This window comes from Bradyrhizobium sp. B097 (assembly GCF_038957035.1).
Taxonomy (GTDB): Bacteria; Pseudomonadota; Alphaproteobacteria; order Rhizobiales; family Xanthobacteraceae; genus Bradyrhizobium.
On the sequence record NZ_CP152412.1, the window covers coordinates 4,921,430 to 4,938,568 of the forward strand.

14 protein-coding genes are annotated in these 17,139 nt (G+C 66.6%); 8 read left to right on the forward strand and 6 right to left on the reverse strand.

The genetic code is table 11. The features are described 5' to 3' along the window. The first annotated feature begins 62 nt into the window (after positions 1-62). Positions 63-1,412, forward strand: a complete 1,350-nt coding sequence (locus AAFG07_RS23205; protein WP_342722198.1) for a peptidoglycan DD-metalloendopeptidase family protein — start codon at positions 63-65, stop codon at positions 1,410-1,412. Positions 1,413-1,581: 169 nt separating this feature from the next. Here the strand turns inward: AAFG07_RS23205 and AAFG07_RS23210 are convergent, their stop codons facing one another. Continuing rightward, positions 1,582-2,823: a DUF5666 domain-containing protein gene (locus tag AAFG07_RS23210; RefSeq protein WP_342722199.1), complete on the reverse strand. Its 1,242-nt coding sequence runs from the start codon at positions 2,821-2,823 to the stop codon at positions 1,582-1,584. Next, on the reverse strand, positions 2,820-3,695 hold the full coding sequence (locus AAFG07_RS23215; RefSeq protein ID WP_342722200.1) for a DUF6502 family protein: 876 nt from the start codon (positions 3,693-3,695) through the stop codon (positions 2,820-2,822). The genes AAFG07_RS23210 and AAFG07_RS23215 overlap by 4 nt, the downstream gene beginning before the upstream one ends. Before the next feature lie 175 nt (positions 3,696-3,870). On the opposite strand from AAFG07_RS23215, the gene AAFG07_RS23220 reads away from it, so the two are divergent. From AAFG07_RS23220 to AAFG07_RS23245, 6 genes are all read left to right on the forward strand, one after another. Next, positions 3,871-4,305 (forward strand): hypothetical protein, encoded by a 435-nt coding sequence (locus AAFG07_RS23220; RefSeq protein WP_342722201.1) that lies wholly within the window; start codon positions 3,871-3,873, stop codon positions 4,303-4,305. A 195-nt stretch (positions 4,306-4,500) separates the two neighbouring features. Continuing rightward, on the forward strand, positions 4,501-4,731 hold the full coding sequence (locus tag AAFG07_RS23225) for a hypothetical protein (RefSeq protein ID WP_342722202.1): 231 nt from the start codon (positions 4,501-4,503) through the stop codon (positions 4,729-4,731). A 17-nt stretch (positions 4,732-4,748) separates the two neighbouring features. Continuing rightward, positions 4,749-6,689: a glycosyltransferase gene (locus AAFG07_RS23230; RefSeq protein WP_342722203.1), complete on the forward strand. Its 1,941-nt coding sequence runs from the start codon at positions 4,749-4,751 to the stop codon at positions 6,687-6,689. Positions 6,690-6,692: 3 nt separating this feature from the next. Then, positions 6,693-7,433, forward strand: coding sequence for an ABC transporter ATP-binding protein (locus AAFG07_RS23235; protein ID WP_342722204.1), 741 nt, complete (start codon positions 6,693-6,695; stop codon positions 7,431-7,433). After that, positions 7,430-8,845, forward strand: a complete 1,416-nt coding sequence (locus AAFG07_RS23240; RefSeq protein ID WP_342722205.1) for a glycosyltransferase family 1 protein — start codon at positions 7,430-7,432, stop codon at positions 8,843-8,845. The genes AAFG07_RS23235 and AAFG07_RS23240 overlap by 4 nt, the downstream gene beginning before the upstream one ends. Positions 8,846-8,852: 7 nt before the next feature. Next, on the forward strand, positions 8,853-10,139 hold the full coding sequence (locus AAFG07_RS23245; RefSeq protein WP_342722206.1) for an O-antigen ligase family protein: 1,287 nt from the start codon (positions 8,853-8,855) through the stop codon (positions 10,137-10,139). A gap of 336 nt (positions 10,140-10,475) precedes the next feature. On the opposite strand, the gene AAFG07_RS23250 is transcribed toward AAFG07_RS23245, so the two are convergent. Beyond that, positions 10,476-11,711: an ABC transporter substrate-binding protein gene (locus AAFG07_RS23250; protein WP_342722207.1), complete on the reverse strand. Its 1,236-nt coding sequence runs from the start codon at positions 11,709-11,711 to the stop codon at positions 10,476-10,478. A gap of 159 nt (positions 11,712-11,870) precedes the next feature. On the opposite strand from AAFG07_RS23250, the gene AAFG07_RS23255 reads away from it, so the two are divergent. Beyond that, entirely contained in the window at positions 11,871-14,024 is a 2,154-nt protein-coding gene (locus AAFG07_RS23255; RefSeq protein WP_342722208.1) for a carbamoyltransferase C-terminal domain-containing protein, read from the forward strand. Here AAFG07_RS23255 and AAFG07_RS23260 read toward each other — a convergent pair. From AAFG07_RS23260 to prfB, 3 genes are all read right to left on the reverse strand, one after another. Beyond that, a complete protein-coding gene (locus AAFG07_RS23260) occupies positions 13,984-14,919 on the reverse strand; it encodes a DMT family transporter (protein WP_342722209.1) in 936 nt (311 codons plus the stop codon). The genes AAFG07_RS23255 and AAFG07_RS23260 overlap by 41 nt on opposite strands. Before the next feature lie 84 nt (positions 14,920-15,003). Continuing rightward, positions 15,004-15,873 carry an NAD(P)-dependent oxidoreductase gene (locus tag AAFG07_RS23265; RefSeq protein ID WP_342722210.1) on the reverse strand — a complete coding sequence of 290 codons (870 nt, stop codon included), beginning with the start codon at positions 15,871-15,873 and terminating at the stop codon, positions 15,004-15,006. Between the two features lie 3 nt (positions 15,874-15,876). Beyond that, positions 15,877-17,008, reverse strand: a protein-coding gene (gene prfB, locus AAFG07_RS23270) for a peptide chain release factor 2 (protein ID WP_342722211.1) whose coding sequence is annotated in 2 segments (ribosomal slippage) — positions 15,877-16,938 and positions 16,940-17,008 — 1,131 coding nt in all. Because the reading frame shifts where the segments join, the coding sequence is not laid out codon by codon here. Positions 17,009-17,139 lie beyond the last annotated feature (131 nt).

The following is a 17,139-nucleotide window of genomic DNA, read 5'->3' on the forward strand; positions in this document are numbered from 1 at the left end:
GCTCAAATCGGCCCCACAAATTAGCCGTACGGAACTTGGTCCGACCGGCCGCGGGAGTACCGATGTCGAGCCGGTCCGGTCATCACCAGAAACACCATCATCCACAGGACCATGGCCGGTCGCCGGCACGCCGTCCGGTAGCACAGCATGCCGCACCGGCGGCGGCCGCCTCCGGCGAGGGCTATACGCTGGTTCATGCCGGCAAGCAGGTCCGGTTCGGGCCCGTCGTGTTCTGGATCGCGGTCGGCACCGTCGTCCTGCTCGGCATGTGGTCGGCGGCGACCGCGACCTATTTCGCATTCCGTGACGACGTCCTGACCCGGCTGATCGCGCGCCAGGCCGAGATGCAATACGCCTATGAGGACCGCATCTCGGAGCTGCGCGCCAAGGTCGACCGCACCACCAGCCGCCAACTGCTCGATCAGGAGCAGTTCGACCAGAAGCTCGACCAGATCATGAAGCGGCAATCGGCGCTGGAATCGCGCGCCACCGCGCTCGGCGCGATGCCTGATGTTGCGACCACCGGATCGACCAAGCCGCAGGGCCGCGCCGACGCCGCGCCGTCATCCGGCACGCCAAAGCCCTCCCCGATCAGCGACACCGTGATCTTCGTGGCACCGCCGGATCGCGAGGCGCGGCTGGAATCGCGCGCGCCGCTGATCGCCAAGGCGCAACCGAACCAGTTCGCCAAAGCGCAGGGCGTCGACAACGTCCTGGTCCGTCTGCAAACCTCGCTCGATCAGGTCGAGCGGCGCCAGGTCGCCGCGCTCTCCTCGGTCGAGGACGGCATCGAATCGCGGGTGCGCCGGATGCGCGGCGTGATCTCCGATCTCGGCCTCAACATGGCGCAGCTCGAAGCCGCGACGCCGCGCTCCGGCATGGGCGGACCCTATGTGCCGGTGAAGCTCACGCCCGACGCTGGCGCGTTCGAGCGCCAGCTCTATCGCATCAACATCAACCGCGCGCAGATGCAGCGCCTGAACCAGACGCTGGCGCTGGTGCCTTACCGCAAGCCCGTTGTCGGCGAGGTCGAATTCACCAGCGGCTTCGGCGTTCGCTCCGATCCCTTCCTCGGCCGTCCGGCGATGCACACCGGGCTCGACTTCCGCGCCGCGCAAGGCGATCCGGTGCGGGTCACCGCCAACGGCAAGGTGGTGTCGGCAGGCTGGGCCGGCGGCTACGGCCGCATGGTCGAGGTCGATCACGGCAATGGTCTCTCGACCCGCTACGGCCATCTCTCCGAGATCGGCGTCAAGGTCGGTGAATACGTCAAGATCGGCCAGGTGATCGGCGCCGTCGGCTCGACCGGCCGCTCCACCGGTCCCCATCTGCACTATGAGACCCGCATCGACGGCGAAGCGGTCGATCCGCAGAAATTCCTCCGCGCCGGCGTCCGGCTCAGCGCAGGCTAGCTCAATCTCGCAACGATTGATCTGAACGTCGGCGCAAGCGGCCTCGCTTGCGCCGATCTCGTTTGTGGTTTGGAGCATCAGTTCTGATTGCATCAGCTCCGATGCTCCAGTTTTTTGTCTGGACGCGTTTTCTTCACGCGAACCGGCGTCCACTTCGCTCGAAAACACTTTAGCGACGGCCGCCACCGGGCGGCCCGCCGCCACCGAATCCGCCGCCGGGCCCGAATGGGCCCCCGCCGCCGGGGCCGAAGGGTCCGCCGGGCGAGCCGAAGCCGCCCGGACCGGGGCCGGCCGTTCCGCCATTCAGCGGATCGGGCGCAGGACCGCCGCCACCGGGCGGCCCGCCACCGGGCGCACCAGACGGCCCGCCAGGGCTGCCACCTGGGCCGCTGCCGCCGGGGCCGCCAGCTGGCGCACCGCGCCCGCCCGGTCCGGATCCATGCCCGGGCCCAGAGCCGCCTCCGCCGGAGCCGCGGCCCGGTGTGCCGGGGCTCCGCACCGACGAGCCCGGGAATCTCGTGACCGATTGCACCGACTCGACGCGCAGCTCGCGTGTCCCCGACAGCTGCGCGTTGACCACCACGCGCGTATCGGCGGCCGGTGAAAAGCGCGAGTGGTCGCGCGCGACGAAGCCGGAGCCGAGCTGCAGGTCGTTGCCGACCCGCCGCACATAGGCCTCGATCAACAGCCGCTTGGCGCCGGCGAGATCGGAGAAGTCATCGGCGCGGCTGCGCGAGACCTGCATCACGCCCTGCGCAACATGGCCTTCGGCCTGCACGCGTTGACCGACCAAAGCTGCATCGACGCCGGTCAGCTTGAGCTCGCCGATCCGGAACGCTCCGTCGTGGTCGCGCTCGAGCGGTCCTGCGACGCGCATCGCAGCGTCATGGCGCTCCTGCACCAGGCTTGCGACGACGACGCCATCGGTGCGGCGCAGGCCGAACACGGCGACATGCGCGCCGACCTTCAGCCAGCTCTCGCGGCCGCTCCAGGCGACCTTCTGACCGAGCACCATCAGCTCGCCCGATTTCACCTGCTCGACCGGCCCGGTCACTTCGCTCGCCACGTCGATGCGTTTGGTCGACAGCGTGCCGCCGGCATCGCGCTCTGCCACCACGCGCGCGAGCTGGCCGATCCGCAGCGCTTTGGCGCTCGCCGCCTCGCCGTCGATCCGGACCGGCACGTCGGCCGCATAGGCGACGCGCTCGCCATTGACGTAGATCGAGCCGAACCGCTGGATCACACCGACAATGCCGGTGCCACCGATGCCCTGGTCGGAGCCGGTGATCCCGGTGCCGCCGATACCCTGATCGTTGCCGCGCTTCTTGACCTGCGCGCCGGCGAGCGAGGTTCCACCGAGCCAGAAACCGATCAGCAGCGCGCGGCGGGACATGACCGGCGGGCTTTTCATGCCGCACCGCCTTCGTCGGCATCTTCATCGACCGGACCGTCGGGGCCCTCGCGATAGATGTAGATGCCGAAATTCCAGCGGTAGTCGCCGCCCTTGTCCTTGGCCAAGGCGCGGTTGGCCTCGCGGTTGGCGACCTTCAGCGCCTCCATCGCGAGCTCGCGCGAGCGCCCCTCGAGCCGTTTTGCCAGCTTGGCCGACAGCCCGTCGTAATGTACCGCGCGTTCGAGGAAGCGCGGCGTCGCCGACGACACGTTGAGTTCGGCAGCCGCGACATGGTCGTGCAAATTGCGGCCGAGATAGTGCCATTTGCGATCGTCGTCGCCATGCGGGACGAAGGCCTCCTCGACCAGCATGATCTCGTCGCGATCATTGATGGTGACGAGCTTGCGGTCGAGCCATTCGTCGAGCACCGCGCGCGGCCGCACATCCTTGGTGATCGATTCGACCAGCGTCTCGAACGACGGTGCGCCGCCATCGGCGGTGCGCGGCAACGGCAGGGGATCGCCCTTGGCGTCGGTGAATTCCGGCGCGGCCAGCCAGCGCGCGATGATCGCGCTGGTGCGCGACAGTGTTGCCGGCACCGCATTGACCGGCGCGCCTGCGCCGCGCAGCCGCGCGACCTCCTTGCGGTGGATGCCGGTCAAGAGGCTGACGCGGCTGTCGGTCTGCTCCTTACCCTCGAGCGCGAAGTCGTGCTCGGCGACGTTGACATAGAGCTCGCGCAGCAGCTGGGTCAGCGCCGGAAATGTCATGCCGCCGCGGACGCAAAGCCGCACCAGCGGGCGCAGCATCCGCGCCAGCGGCGCGTGCAGCTTCGCGGCGGCGATCGGCGCAGACGATCCCGGCTTCGACTTCGGGGGCTTGGCATTCATGCCCAACTTTTAGCCGTCCGCTCCGTGGGACACAATCCCACCGCTTTGCCCCCCCCGCTTGACGTGTGACATTTTCCCACTTATGGGAAATAAAATCACATCCGGACACGACGCGCGCTTGCCGGCGTGAGTGTCAGGGTGCGGAGGCACTGCCGCCATCGCCACGGACCGCTCCATGACGCCTGCCCGATTCGACCTTGCGATCGCGGAAGCCTGCCGGATCGCCCAGGTTCCCTACGAGGAGTTCGTGTCGACGGTGATGGCAGGCGGCTATCCCTGCCTGCCGGGCGTGGCGCCCGGCTCGCCGCGCCGCTTCGGCGAAACCGATCTGCTGGCGCTGTACATCTATGGCCGCCTGCTCGCCTTCGGCTTTAGCGGCCTGCGCGCCGGCGAATATGCCAGCCGCGCGCATGCCGGCCTCACCGCCGAGCCGCGGGCGAACTCGATCTCGATCGCGCTGACATCGGATGGCGGCAAGCGTGTCGTCATCGAGCAGGATCTGCAGCGGCCCGCAGCCGCGATGCTGCCCGAGCGGATCCATTTCGACATCCCCGCGATCCGCCGCCAGTTGCAGCCCTCTGCGGCCGGCAGCACGGCCGAGCCGGCCTGACATCTCGCTAGCACTCCCGACCTGCTCGCCTCGCGCCGTCACGGCGCGATCGCGCCGCCATGCGCTCCGATGCCTCCTGCCAAAAAAATTGTCCACCGCCACACGTGGGACATAATCCCACATTTTAGTCCGACGCCATTGACGTGTGAAATTTTCCCACGTATCCAGAATCCATTCAGCAGGGAATCCGACGCAATGTCTCTTCGTTCGGCCCACGAACCCGGTTCGTCTTACGAACTCGGTTCGTCTTGCGAACCCGGTCGGTTCGCCGCCACCACACTCCGTTTCACGCCGAAGGCGCCCTTCTGCTTCACGCCGCAGGCGCCTTGCGGCCCGATCGAGCCGGTGTTTCCGGCGCTGCTGCGCTCGCTGGTGTTCGCCGCCGCGCTGGCGCTGCCGTTCGTCGTCGCCCTGTTCGTCGCATGATCCGGATCGAGCCGCCCATGATTGGTCTCAACGCGCAGGCCCGGCGTCCGTCGGTGCTCCACATCTTCAAGGTCTACTACCCCGACCTGTTCGGCGGCACGCTGACCGTGATCCGCGACATCTGCGCCTCCCTGAGGGACACGTTCGACGCCGCCGTGTTGGTCTGCTCGCGCTCCGGAGGCGAGCGGCAGATCGTGGTCAATGACGTTGCCGTCGAGCGCGTGCACTCGTTCGGCGACGTGCTGTCGCTGCCGGCGGCGCCGACCTATCCGTGGCGGCTGTGGCGCCGCATCGCCGAGCACGATCTGCTGGCGCTGCACGCGCCCTTCCCGCTCGCCGACCTCGTGTTCGCATTCGGGCTCGGCCGCGCGCGTCCGCTGGTGGTGCACTGGCACGCCGACATCGTCTCGCACGCGGCCTTGCGCTTTCTGGTCGAGCCGATGATGCGGCGAACCCTGCGGCGTGCCGCCGCGATCATCGTCTCCGATCCGGTGCTGATCGAAACCACGCCGCTGCTTCAGGAGTTTTCCGACAAGTGCCACGCCGTTCCGTTCGGCGTCGATGTCGAGAAATATGACCGGCCCGCCGCGCAACCCGACGACGTCAACGCCCGCGGCCGCCTCGTCCTCGCCTGCGGCCGGCTGGTGCCCTACAAGGGCTTTGACGTGCTGGTGCGCGCCGCCCACGCCCGCAATTTCGAGGTCTGGATCGTCGGCGAGGGCCGCGAGCGCGGCAATCTCGAGCAGCTGATCCGCGACTATGGCCTGCAGGACCGCGTCCGCCTGCTCGGCTCGGTGTCCGAGAGCGAACGCGTCAAGCTGATGCGCATCGCCGATGTCTTCGTGATGCCGTCGGTGACCAATGCCGAGACCTTCGGGCTGGCCCAGCTCGAGGCGATGGCGGCGAGCCGTCCGATCGTCAACACCGCGCTCGACACCGGCGTTCCGCATGTCGCCCGCGACGGCCTCGAGGCCATCACCGTGCCGCCCGGCGATCCCACCGCGCTCGCCGATGCCATCGAGACGCTGATCAACGATCCCGAGCGGCGCCGCCGCATGGGGCAGGCCGCGCGGCATCGCGCGATGACGAAATACTCGACATCAGCCTTCAAGGAGGGAGTGGAGACGGTGTACCGCAAGGTCGTGACCGAAGAGGCCGCCCCAAAGGACGCAGGGTCACTAGCCTCAGCCCCGCGCCCCCGAACGGCCGGTCTCGTCGGCGCGATCCAGATCGCGGCAGCGCTGGCCTGGTCAGACGTCCGCCATCGCTACGTCCGCTCCCTCCTTGGACCCTTCTGGATGTCGATCCAGATGGCGATCATGGTGGCCGTGCTTGGCTCGGTCATCGGCCATCTCTCCAACGCCAGCGCGGTGGCGCGGCTGCCGATGCTGGCGGCGAGCCTCACCGCCTGGACCTTCCTCAACAGCGTCGTGCTCGACGCCACCACCGCGCTGCAGGGCTCGGCCAGCCTGATCAAGGATCGCGCGCTGCCACCGGTGATCTTCCTGCTGCAGTGTACTTTCCGCCAGGCGCTCTTCGCGGCGCACAACGCGGTCGTGCCGCTGATCCTGTGGCTCGTGCTGACGCCGCGGGATGTGGGCGGCGCCATCGCCGCGCTGCCCGGCCTCGTCCTGTTCGCCATCTGCACGCTCGGCGCCAGCCTCGTGCTCGGTGCGTTGGCGACGCGCTACCGTGACATAAAGCCGATCATCGAGTCCTCGCTGACGCTGGCCTTCCTAGCGTCGCCGATCATCTGGACGCCTGAGATGATCGATCGCGGCTCGACGGTGATGCGGCTCAATCCGCTGACGCATCTGTTCGCGGTCTGGCGCGACCCGCTGGCATCGGGCCATGTCGCGATGCCGAGCGTGATCTACGTGCTGGCCTGCCTTGCTGCGCTCGCGGTCGCGGCGACCGTGACGGTCGCTCAATTGCGCAAAGCGGCATTCTGGATCTAGCACATGGCAAGCATCCACCTCCGTGACGTCTGCCTCGATTATCCGCTGTACGGCGCCTACGACTTTTCCCTGAAGCGCCGCCTGCTCGGCCGCCTGTTCCGCCAGACCAGCGAGATGCGCACCATCCGCGCGGTCGACAACATCTCGATCGAGGCGAAGGCCGGCGCCCGCATCGGCCTCGCCGGGCCGAACGGCTCCGGCAAGTCAACTTTGCTGCGGCTGATCGCCGGCGTGTTTCCGGCAACCAGCGGCGAGGTCGAGATATCAGGCAATATCGTGCCGCTGCTCGGCCTCGGTGCCGGCGTCAATCTCGATTTCGTCGCCGCCGACAATATCAACCTGCTGCTGCGGATCTCCGGACGCAAGCCGACGCCGGCGATCCTGGACGAGATCTGGGCGTTCACCGAGCTGGAGGCGCGCATGCAGCGGCTGCCGCTGCGCATGTTCTCCTCGGGTATGCTGATGCGCGTGCTGTTCGCGACCGCGACCGCGTTTCCCGCCGACATCCTGCTGCTCGACGAATGGCTCAGCGTGGTCGACGAGAATTTCTCGGCCAAGGCCGAGCAGCGGCTGCGCAAGATGGTCGAGGCAGCTGCGATCGTGATCATCGCCTCGCACGACCAGGGGCTGCTGCGCCGAACCTGCAACCGCATCATCAATCTCGACCACGGCCGCATCACCAGCACTGTTGCGCTGGATCCGCCCGTCCTGCATCACCTTGAGCTCAGAGAAATAACCGCATGACAAAGATCCTGGTCGTCAGCGAGGCGCTCGGCGAACCCAACCACAAGCGCGGCATCTTCCATTTCACGCGTGAATTGATCCGCTCGCTGGCCGACGACGGCCACGAGCTGACGCTGCTGGTCGAGACCACCCGCCGCTATCGCAAGCTGCGCCAGCGCCAGCAGCGCACAAGGCTGCTGCCCGACGGCTCGCGGCTGATCGAGCTGCTCGCGCTCTATCGCTTCCTCGACGAAGCCGACATGAATGCGCCTGTCATGCGCAGCAGCGGCGGCTTGCGCCGCACCGTCGACTGGTTCCGCGGCAAGCTCCGCGCCGCGACCTCGCTGGAATTCGCCGTCAGCTTCCTGCGCGCGCTCCATTTGCTGCCGGCCGGCGTCAGCCTGATCGAGAACCACGCCGACGGCCTCGAATACATCCCGACCGATTTGCGCCATCTCAAGCTGTTCGGCGATTTCCTGCTCGAACCCGGCTTCTACAGCTATCAGGACACCTCAGCGCTGCTGCGGCTGCCGCCGCCGCGGGTCGATGCGCGCGGCTACGACGTCATTCTCGTCGACACGCCGACGCGGGTCGCGATCCAGCGCAAGCGCGGCGCCAAGGTGATCTGCGTCGTGCATGACCTGTTGCCGCTCACCGATCTCAAGCTCAGCGACGTCGCAACGCGGCTGTTCCTGTCGCGCCTGTTCACCAGCCTGCAGCAGGCCGACGAGCTCGCCTTCGTCTCGCATTACAGCCTGGGCCGGTTCCGCGCCTTGCTTCCGCAGTTCGCGCATCTGCCGGCGCGGGTGGTCTATCCCCGCACCAGGTTCGATGCACCGGCGCTGCCGGCAGCCGGTGCCCCGAGCGGACGGCCGTACTTCGTCGTGATCGTCTCCGCCGAGCCGCGCAAGAACCTCGCCGCGGTCATCCGCGCCTTCCGCAAATTGCCCCAGGCCGACCTCGTCGTGATCGGCTACACCGGCGCGCCGAGCCTGACCCGCAATGCGCCGCCCAACGTCCGCTTCTCCGGCTATGTCGAGGAGCACGAGAAGGCCGCGCTGATTGCCGATTCCCATGGCCTGATCATGCCGAGCCTCGCCGAAGGCTTCGGCGTGCCGATCATCGAGGCGCTGGCCGCGAACACGCCGGTGCTGTGCTCCGACATCGCCGTGTTCCGCGAGGTCGCGGGCGAGCTCGCCGACTATTTCGACCCGTTCTCGATTGATGCGATTAGCGCCTCGGTCACCCGGGTGCTGGCTGAGCAGGAGCAATGGCGGAACAAGATCCGCGCGCGCCGGACCGAGCTCGCCGACCGCTTCGGCCACCATACCCAGGCGCGCGACCTGCTGTCCCATCGGGTCGTCGCGGAAGCCGCGGCCGCCGTGCCAGCGCCGCCTGCCGCGATCGCCGCATTCAACGGCGCCACCGTGTAGGCCGGTCATGACCACGGAATCCCACGCGTTCGGCGGCGCCGAGCCCGCACTGCGCTGGCGCGACCGCGTCCGTGCCTGGTCCGGCTCAATCGCCTATGTCCGCACGACCGATATCCTGATCGTGCTCGCCGCGGCCTCGCTGCCATGGTCGACGACGGCGCTTGCCGTCTTCATGCTGCTGTGGCTCGTCGCCGTGATCCCGACCATCGACTGGGAGCAGTTCATTCTCGACCTCGCGCAACCGGCCTTTGCATTGCCGGTGGCGCTGGTCGCGCTCGCGGTGTTCGGCGTGGCGTGGTCGGAGACCGGCTGGACCGAACGGCTGCAAGGCATCAAGCCGCTCGGCAAGCTGCTGCTGCTGCCGTTCCTGCTCGGCTACTTCCAGCGCTCGCAGCGCGGACTCTGGGTGTTCTCAGCTTTCCTGGTGTCCTGCACCTTGATGATGATCCTGTCCTGGATCGTGCTGGCGCTGCCGCAGCTCAAGCTTGCGCACACCGCCTCCGACGGCGTGCCGGTCAAGAACTACCTCGACCAGAGCCAGGAATTCGTGCTGTGCGTCTTCGCGCTGATGCTGCCGGCGTTGACGGCGCTGCGGGCCCGGCAATGGCGCATCGCAGCCGGCGCCCTCGCGCTGATCCTGCTGTTCGTCGCCAACATGTTCTATGTCGTCTCGGCGCGGACGGCGCTGGTCACCATGCCGGTCTTGCTGATCCTGTTCGCCGCGCTGCATCTGTCCCGCCGCGCCACGCGGCTGCTGTTCACCGCTGTCGCGCTGGCGAGCCTGCTGGTGTGGACGACGTCGCCCTATCTGCGTCACCGCATCGCCGACATCGGCCTCGAGTATCGCGCCCACGATACGTCCGGGATCGCCTCGACCGCACAGCGCCTGACCTATTGGCGGAAGTCGGTGAAGTTCATCACCGAGGCGCCGCTGCTCGGGCACGGCACCGGCGCGATCAAGCACATGTTCAGGCAGGATGCCGCCGGACAAACCGGCCTAAACGCCGAGGTGATCAACAACCCGCACAACCAGACCTTCAATGTCGCGATCCAGTGGGGGCTGATCGGCACCGTGCTGCTGTACGCGATGTGGACCACCCACGTCAGGCTGTTCGCCGGCCGCGATCTCGTGACCTGGGTCGGGCTTGCCGTCGTCGTGCAGAACATCACGAGCTCGCTGCTCAACTCGCATCTGTCCGATTTTCACGAGGGCTGGATGTACGTGATCGGCGTCGGCGTCGCCGGCGGCATGACGCTGCGCGCCCGCCGACCCGGAGAAGGTCCTGGCGGATAGTGCAGCACGCCGTGGATGCCTGGCTCACAAGTAGTGCAACAAACTCAGTTGTCGTCCCGGCGCAGGCCGGGACCCATAACCACCGAAGGTAATTGTTGAACGACGCTGGAGCCACAGCCCTCTTCAACGACACGACCCTGGTGGTTATCGGTCCCTGCTTTCGCAGGGACGACGATCGGGATGTAGTCCGCGCCACACATTCGATGTCGTCCTGGCGAAAGCCAGGACCCATTACCCCAAATGGTCATTGCAGCACGACGCTGCGGGCCCCCTGGCTTTCGCCAGGACGACAGCAGTGTTTGCTGCGTCAGCAGCGCCTCAACGACCTCCAACCGCCTACCGCGTCGCGTCGTGCCCGACCTCACCCGTGATGACGTCGCCGAACAGCTCCCACGCTTCGCCGTTGAACCGCATCAATTGCATCTGCTCGATCGGGTAGTAGTCGTCGGGCGAGGTGTTGACCATGATGCCCGGCAGCATCAGGTCGGAGTGGAAGTTCTTCAGGCTGGCCGCCTGCTTCATGACGTTCTCGCGCGTGAGATTGTCGCCGCATTGCTTCAGCACCTGCACCATGGCCTCCGACTGCACATAGCCGTAGACGTTGTTGAAATTGGCCTTGTCCCCTTCAGGATAGTATTTGTCCATAAAGCCGCGCCACTTCACGACCGCGGGGTCCTTGTCCCAGGTTGGGTCGGTCGGATCCTTCAGGTATTGGGTCGAGATGATGCCCTTGGCGTATTCGAGCCCCGCCGGCTTCAGCACCGAGGCGACCGTGGTCGCGGTGTTGGCGAGGAAGAACTTCGGCTTCCAGCCGAGCTCGCCCACTTTCCGGATCGCCTGCGCCGATCCCTTCGGCGCCGCCCAGGAGAAGAAGATGTCGGCGCCGGAATCGTGCAGCGCGACGATCTGCGAATCGATCGAGGGATCGGAGACTTCGTATGACTTGTCGGCGATGATCATGCCCGCCTTGTCGCCAAGCCCGTCCTTCAGGCCCTTGAACTGATCCTTGCCGGCGTCGTCATTCTGCCAGAACACCGCGATCTTGCTGTCGGGGAATTTGTCACGAATGTATTTCGCATAGATGCGCCCCTCGCTCTGGTAGTTGGGCTGAAAGCCCATCGTCCAGGGAAAATTCTTGGGGTCGCCGAATTTGGTGCCACCGGAGGCGACGAACAATTGCGGCACCTTCTTGGCATTCATGTATTTCATGATTGCCGAATTCGACGGCGTGCCGAGCGCCTGGAAGATCAGCAGCACCTCGTCGCTCTCGACCAGCTTGCGCGCCTGCTCGATCGCCTTCGGCGGCGAATAGGCATCGTCGTAGCTGATGAAGGTGATCTTGCGGCCATTGATGCCGCCCTGCTCGTTGATCATCTTGAAGAACGCGACCTCGGTCTTGCCGATCACGCCGTAGGACGACGCCGGGCCGCTATACGGCATGATGTTGCCGATCTTGATTTCGCCATCACTTGCGCCGGGATCGTATTTCTTCTGCGCGGTGGCCGAGGTCGTGATCAATGCGGCACTTGCGAAGGCCACGATCGCGCCAATATATCCAGAACGAGCCGGCATCGTTTTCTCCCCGATTTTTGTCGTGGTTTTGACGGCAAGTCTCGCAAGAGACGCATGTGCTGGCAAGCGCTAGGTTTTTCCGTTGGGCGAAACGGCATTGTTGCCTGGCGCTAGTTATGATTGAAGTCGACCTGGGGATCACGAGTCGAGGCGTTCTGATTGCGTAAACCGGACATTCGTACCGGTCCGCGGCATCCGCGTATTGCGGCCGCGGGCTATGAGATCACGCGCCGCCTCAGTGAACGTGCGTTGGCGAAGCGTGGCCTGCACAAGGCCAATGGCGAGTTCGCGCAGCGCACGATCGCTTCGATCCGCGAAAAGCTGCAGCGCGGCGAGACCGTCTACATCGCCGGCCTTGCCTGCCCCGGCACCCACAACACCGGCGTCGCGCTGGTCGAGGTCACCCAAAAGGACGGGCCGCGCCTGATCGTCAACAACGAGGAAGAGCGCTTTTCCGGAAACAAACACACCAACGAGTTTCCGCAACACGCGCTCGACGACATGCGCAAGGTGTTGCAGCGGATGGGCCGCGACGTCGGCGACATCGCGGCTTTCGTCACCACGTGGGACTATCCGGCGCTGCTGGCGATGCTGATCCGCACCTCGCTCGAGGAAGCGCCGGCCAGCATTAAATTGCTGAGCGCGCCGATCGCGCCGGCGATCAACCTGCGCCAGATGGACCAGGTGCGGCGCATCGCACGCAGGCTCGGCAGGATGTACGGGCTTGGCGAACAGCTGCCGCTGATCTGCATGCCGCATCATGACAATCACGCCTGGTACTCGTTCACCGCATCGCCGTTCGCCGATGTGCGCGAGCGTGTCGCGATCGCGGTGCTCGACGGCACCGGCGACGTCGGCTCGATTTCGCTCTATGTCGCCGAGAACGGCGAGATGAAGCAGCTCTATTGCAACGAGAGCCTGTTCGATTCGCTCGGCGCCTTCTACACCGTGATCTCGTCGAGCCAGGGCGGCTGGACCTGGCTCTCCAGCGAGGGCCGCTACATGGGCGCCGCCGCCTGGGGCGACATGAACCGCGCCACCAATCCCTATTATCAGCGCCTGAAGGCGGTGCTGCAGCTCGGGCCCAATGGCAGCGTGCGGCTCAACCGCGCGATGGCCAATTGGTACGCCGACCCCGCCGACAATCCCTATCATCAACCGCTGATCGATATTCTCGGGCCGCCGCTGCGGCCCGACCAGCTCTGGAATCCCGACGCCGTGCTGCGCGTCGAGGACATCAATCACCGCCCCGACACCAGGGACCGCGTCGACAAGGCCGCCGCCACCCAGTTGGTGTTCGAGGACGCGATGATCCATGTCATCGATCATCTCCTGCGCATCACCGGCACCGACCGCCTGGTGCTGACCGGCGGCGTGGCGCTGAACGCGCTCGGCAACATGCGGCTGCTCGAGCACTTTGACGAGGCGTGGTTCGAACGCGCGCAGCAGCGCAAGACGCGGCTGCATATGTGGGTGCCGCCAGTGCCCGGCGATCCCGGCGTGCCGATCGGCGCGGCCTGGCTGTTCGCGCATATGGCGGGCGCGGCGCGCGGCGCGCCGCTGTCGCATGCCTTCTATTGTGGCCTGCCGCCCTCGAACGCCGACATCACCGCGGCACTGCGTGCCGACGACGTCGCCTCCACGGAGATCGGCAATGTCGCGACATCGGAAGGACGCGATGCGGTCGCCGATCTGATGGCCAGCATGGTGGCGCAAGGCGGCGTGATCGCGATCTATCAGGGCGCGGCCGAAACCGGCCCGCGCGCGCTCGGCCATCGCTCGATCCTCGCCAACCCCTGCGACCCCGAGGTGCGCAGGCGGCTCAACGAGCGCGTCAAGTATCGCGAGGCGATCCGGCCGCTGGCGCCGATGGCGACGCTGCAGGCCGCGCGCGACTATTTCGAGCTCGAAGACGGCGCGTCCGACGACGACTACAACGCCTACAATTACATGGTGCTCACGGCGCATTCGAAGCCGGAGGCCCGCGCCAAGATTCCCGCCGTGGTGCATGCCGACGGCACCGGCCGCATCCAGATCGTGCGCGAGGCCGACGATCCCCTCACCTACGCTTATCTGAAGGCGCTCGGCCGCCATATCGGCGTCGAGATGTCGGTCAACACGTCGTTCAATGTGGCGGGCCCGATTGCGCAGACGCCGGCTCAGGCGATGGACACGCTGCGTCGTTCCAGGGGGCTCGATGCCGTGGTGCTGGTCGCCGACGACGGCACCGCCTACGCCGCCTGGCACGGCGGCGAGCGTGACAGCGGCCGCTTCACCGGCTGGTATGCGGCGTGGAAGCAGGCGCGCGGCTGAACCAGGTCAGGACGCGCCCGTCGATCAGGAGCAGCGCGCTGGCGATCACGAGCGCACCGATCACCTCGCGCGGCGCGACCGGCTCGCCGAGGACGAAGAATCCGAGCAGCATCGCGGTGACCGGGAGCAGCAGCGTCACCAGCATCACATTGGTCGCGCCGGAGCGCTGCAGGATCTGAAAGAACACGATATAGGCCAGCGCCGTCGACAGCGCCGCGAGCCCGAGCACGGCGAGCCACGTGGTCGGATGCGGCATCGGCAGCAGCCAGGGTCGTTCGGCCACACCGACAACGACCGCCATCATCACGCTGGAGGCCATCATCTGGAACGTCGCCGTGCCCAGCGGCGGCACGCGCTGTGGCAGCCGCCGCCCGACCAGCGCCGCGATGCCGTAGCTGAAGGCGCCGGCGAGGCACAGCAGGATGCCGATGCCCTGCCTGCTCTCGAAGCCGAGCGCATCACCATGCAGGATCGCGACCCCGATCAGCCCGACCACCACGCCGGCCACGCGGCGCGCCTGCAGCCGCTCCTCGCCGGCCACCGCCATCACGACCACCGCAAACAGCGGCGTCGTCGCATTGAGGATCGAGGCCAGCCCGCTCGGAATATAGGTCTGGCCGAATACGATCAGCGAGAACGGCAACGCGTTGTTGAACAGTCCCATCGCGGCGAACGGCGCCCAGCCGGACAGGCCACGCGGGAATTCGATCTTCCGGGCCCGCAGCAGCGGCAACAGAATGAGCGCGCCGAGCACGACGCGCAACAGCACCAGCGTCAGCGGCGGCAATTCGCGCAGGATCACGCCGTTGAAGAAGAACGAGCCGCCCCACAGCACCGACAGAAAGAGAAGCAGCCCCCAGTCGCGGCGATCGATCCTGTTGTCGGCGGAAGACATGGCGGGCACTCATCTGCGCAGGCGCAGGTACCTAGCCGGGCGCGGCGGCGATGGCCACCCGATTTCCGTGAATGGCGGCTCTGCCTATTTCGGCCGCGACACGATCTCGATCATCTGACCTTCGTCGCCATCGGGCGCGTGGGCCTTGGCCTTGTCGTAGGCGGTGAGCGCGGCACGGCTCACGGGCACGCCGGGCAACAGCGTCTCGGCGAGCCGCACGGCGTAGTCGGCATCCTTGTGGCGCAGCGCCGCCGTGAAGGATGCGCCGGTGAAGTTGCGGTCGATCATTCGCTTGCTGTGGCGGATGATCTGCGGGCTCGCGATCGCGCCGGTCGCCAGCGCCTCGGCGACCAATTGCATGTCGAGGCCGGCCTGCTCGGCGATCGCAACGCCCTCGGCGAGGCTTGCGATCTGCACCGCGCCGATCAGATTGTTGATCAGCTTGAACACGGTGCCGGTGCCGACCGCACCGAAATGGCGGATCGTGCTGCCGATCGGCGCGAGGAACGGCCGTGCCTTGTCGAGGTCAGCGGCATCGGCGCCCACCAGCAGCGTCAGCTTGCCCGCGGCCGCCGCCTCGGGGAGCCCGATGACCGGGCAATCGATGTAGATCAGGCCGCGGCTGTTGAGCTCGCGCGCCATGTCCAGTGTGTGCTGATACGAAACCGTGGAGCATTCGATCGCGAGGGTGCCGGCCTTCATGGTGGCGGCGGCGCCGTCCCGGGTCAGCCAGACCGCGCGCGATGCCTCGTCGTCGGCGACCATGGTCACGACGGCATCGGCATCGATCGCGGCGTCCTCCGGCGAAGTCGCCCACAGCGCGCCGCGCGCGATCAGATCCTCGGCCTTGGCCTTGCTCCGGTTCCACACCGCAACGGTGAAACCGGCATCGAGATAACGGCCGGCCATGCCGTGGCCCATGCGTCCCAATCCGATGAAAGCGACGCGCGGCATGGGCTAATCCACATCCTCGACGGAGCCGGGCCCGGTGCCGAAGGCACGCTGCGCCAAGGTCGCCGCCATGAATTCATCGAGATCGCCGTCGAGCACACCCGAGGTGTCGGAGGTCTGCACGCCGGTGCGCAAATCCTTCACCATCTGGTAGGGCTGCAGCACATAGGAGCGGATCTGGTGACCCCAGCCGATCTCGGTCTTGGCGGCCTGATCGGCAGCCGCCTGCTCCTCGCGCTTCTTCAGCTCCATCTCGTAAAGCCGCGCGCGCAGCATGTCCCAGGCCTGCGCCCGGTTCTTGTGCTGGGAGCGGCCGGCCTGACAGACCACCGCGATGCCGGTCGGGATATGCGTCAGGCGCACCGCCGACTCGGTCTTGTTGACGTGCTGACCGCCGGCGCCGCCCGACCGCATCGTGTCGGTGCGAACGTCGGACTCCTTGATCTCGATCTTGATGCTGTCGTCGATCACCGGGAAAATCTGCACCGACGAAAACGACGTATGCCGCCGCGCGTTGGAATCGAATGGCGAGATGCGCACCAGGCGGTGCACGCCGGCCTCGGTCTTCAGCCAGCCATAGGCATTGTGGCCGGAAATCTGGATGGTGGCGGACTTGATGCCGGCCTCTTCGCCCTGGGACTCCTCGAGGAACTCGATCTTGAAGCCGTGCTTCTCCGCCCAGCGCGTGTACATGCGCAGCAGCATCTGCGCCCAGTCCTGGCTCTCGGTGCCGCCGGCGCCGGCATGGACTTCGAGATAGGAATCGAACGTGTCGGCCTCGCCTGAGAGCAGCGCTTCCAGCTCGCGCCGGGCGACTTCCTTCTTGAGGTCCTTGAGCGCCTTCTCGGCCTCGGCGACCACGGCCGCATCGTTCTCGGCCTCGCCGAGCTCGATCATGCCGATGTTGTCCTCGAGCTCGCGCTCGACCTTGCCGATGCCCGACAGCGCGTCCTCCAGCGAGGTGCGCTCCTGCATCAGCCGCTGGGCCTTCTGGGGATCGTTCCAGAGATTGGGATCTTCAGCGAGCTTGTTCAGCTCAGCGAGGCGTGCCGTCGATTGTTCGACGTCAAAGATGCCTCCTCAGCAGCCCGACTGACTGCTTGATCTCTTCAACAAGGCGTTCGATTTCCGCGCGCATGGTCTTTCAGGTGTTGGTGAAAAAGCTTGCCGGGGATGTAGCGACCGGCGCGGCAAAGCGCAATCGGCTTGGCCGCGCTATCCCGGCGATTTGGATCGGCCAACCGCTAGAGCCATTTCCGTTCCGATTGG

Bases quoted from the DNA above. Each gene is read 5' to 3' on its own strand.
- AAFG07_RS23205 (WP_342722198.1), top strand. From the start codon at position 63: ATGTCGAGCCGGTCCGGTCATCACCAGAAACACCATCATCCACAGGAC.
- AAFG07_RS23210 (WP_342722199.1), bottom strand. From the start codon at position 2,823: ATGAAAAGCCCGCCGGTCATGTCCCGCCGCGCGCTGCTGATCGGTTTC.
- AAFG07_RS23215 (WP_342722200.1), bottom strand. From the start codon at position 3,695: ATGAATGCCAAGCCCCCGAAGTCGAAGCCGGGATCGTCTGCGCCGATC.
- AAFG07_RS23220 (WP_342722201.1), top strand. From the start codon at position 3,871: ATGACGCCTGCCCGATTCGACCTTGCGATCGCGGAAGCCTGCCGGATC.
- AAFG07_RS23225 (WP_342722202.1), top strand. From the start codon at position 4,501: ATGTCTCTTCGTTCGGCCCACGAACCCGGTTCGTCTTACGAACTCGGT.
- AAFG07_RS23230 (WP_342722203.1), top strand. From the start codon at position 4,749: ATGATTGGTCTCAACGCGCAGGCCCGGCGTCCGTCGGTGCTCCACATC.
- AAFG07_RS23235 (WP_342722204.1), top strand. From the start codon at position 6,693: ATGGCAAGCATCCACCTCCGTGACGTCTGCCTCGATTATCCGCTGTAC.
- AAFG07_RS23240 (WP_342722205.1), top strand. From the start codon at position 7,430: ATGACAAAGATCCTGGTCGTCAGCGAGGCGCTCGGCGAACCCAACCAC.
- AAFG07_RS23245 (WP_342722206.1), top strand. From the start codon at position 8,853: ATGACCACGGAATCCCACGCGTTCGGCGGCGCCGAGCCCGCACTGCGC.
- AAFG07_RS23250 (WP_342722207.1), bottom strand. From the start codon at position 11,711: ATGCCGGCTCGTTCTGGATATATTGGCGCGATCGTGGCCTTCGCAAGT.
- AAFG07_RS23260 (WP_342722209.1), bottom strand. From the start codon at position 14,919: ATGTCTTCCGCCGACAACAGGATCGATCGCCGCGACTGGGGGCTGCTT.
- AAFG07_RS23265 (WP_342722210.1), bottom strand. From the start codon at position 15,873: ATGCCGCGCGTCGCTTTCATCGGATTGGGACGCATGGGCCACGGCATG.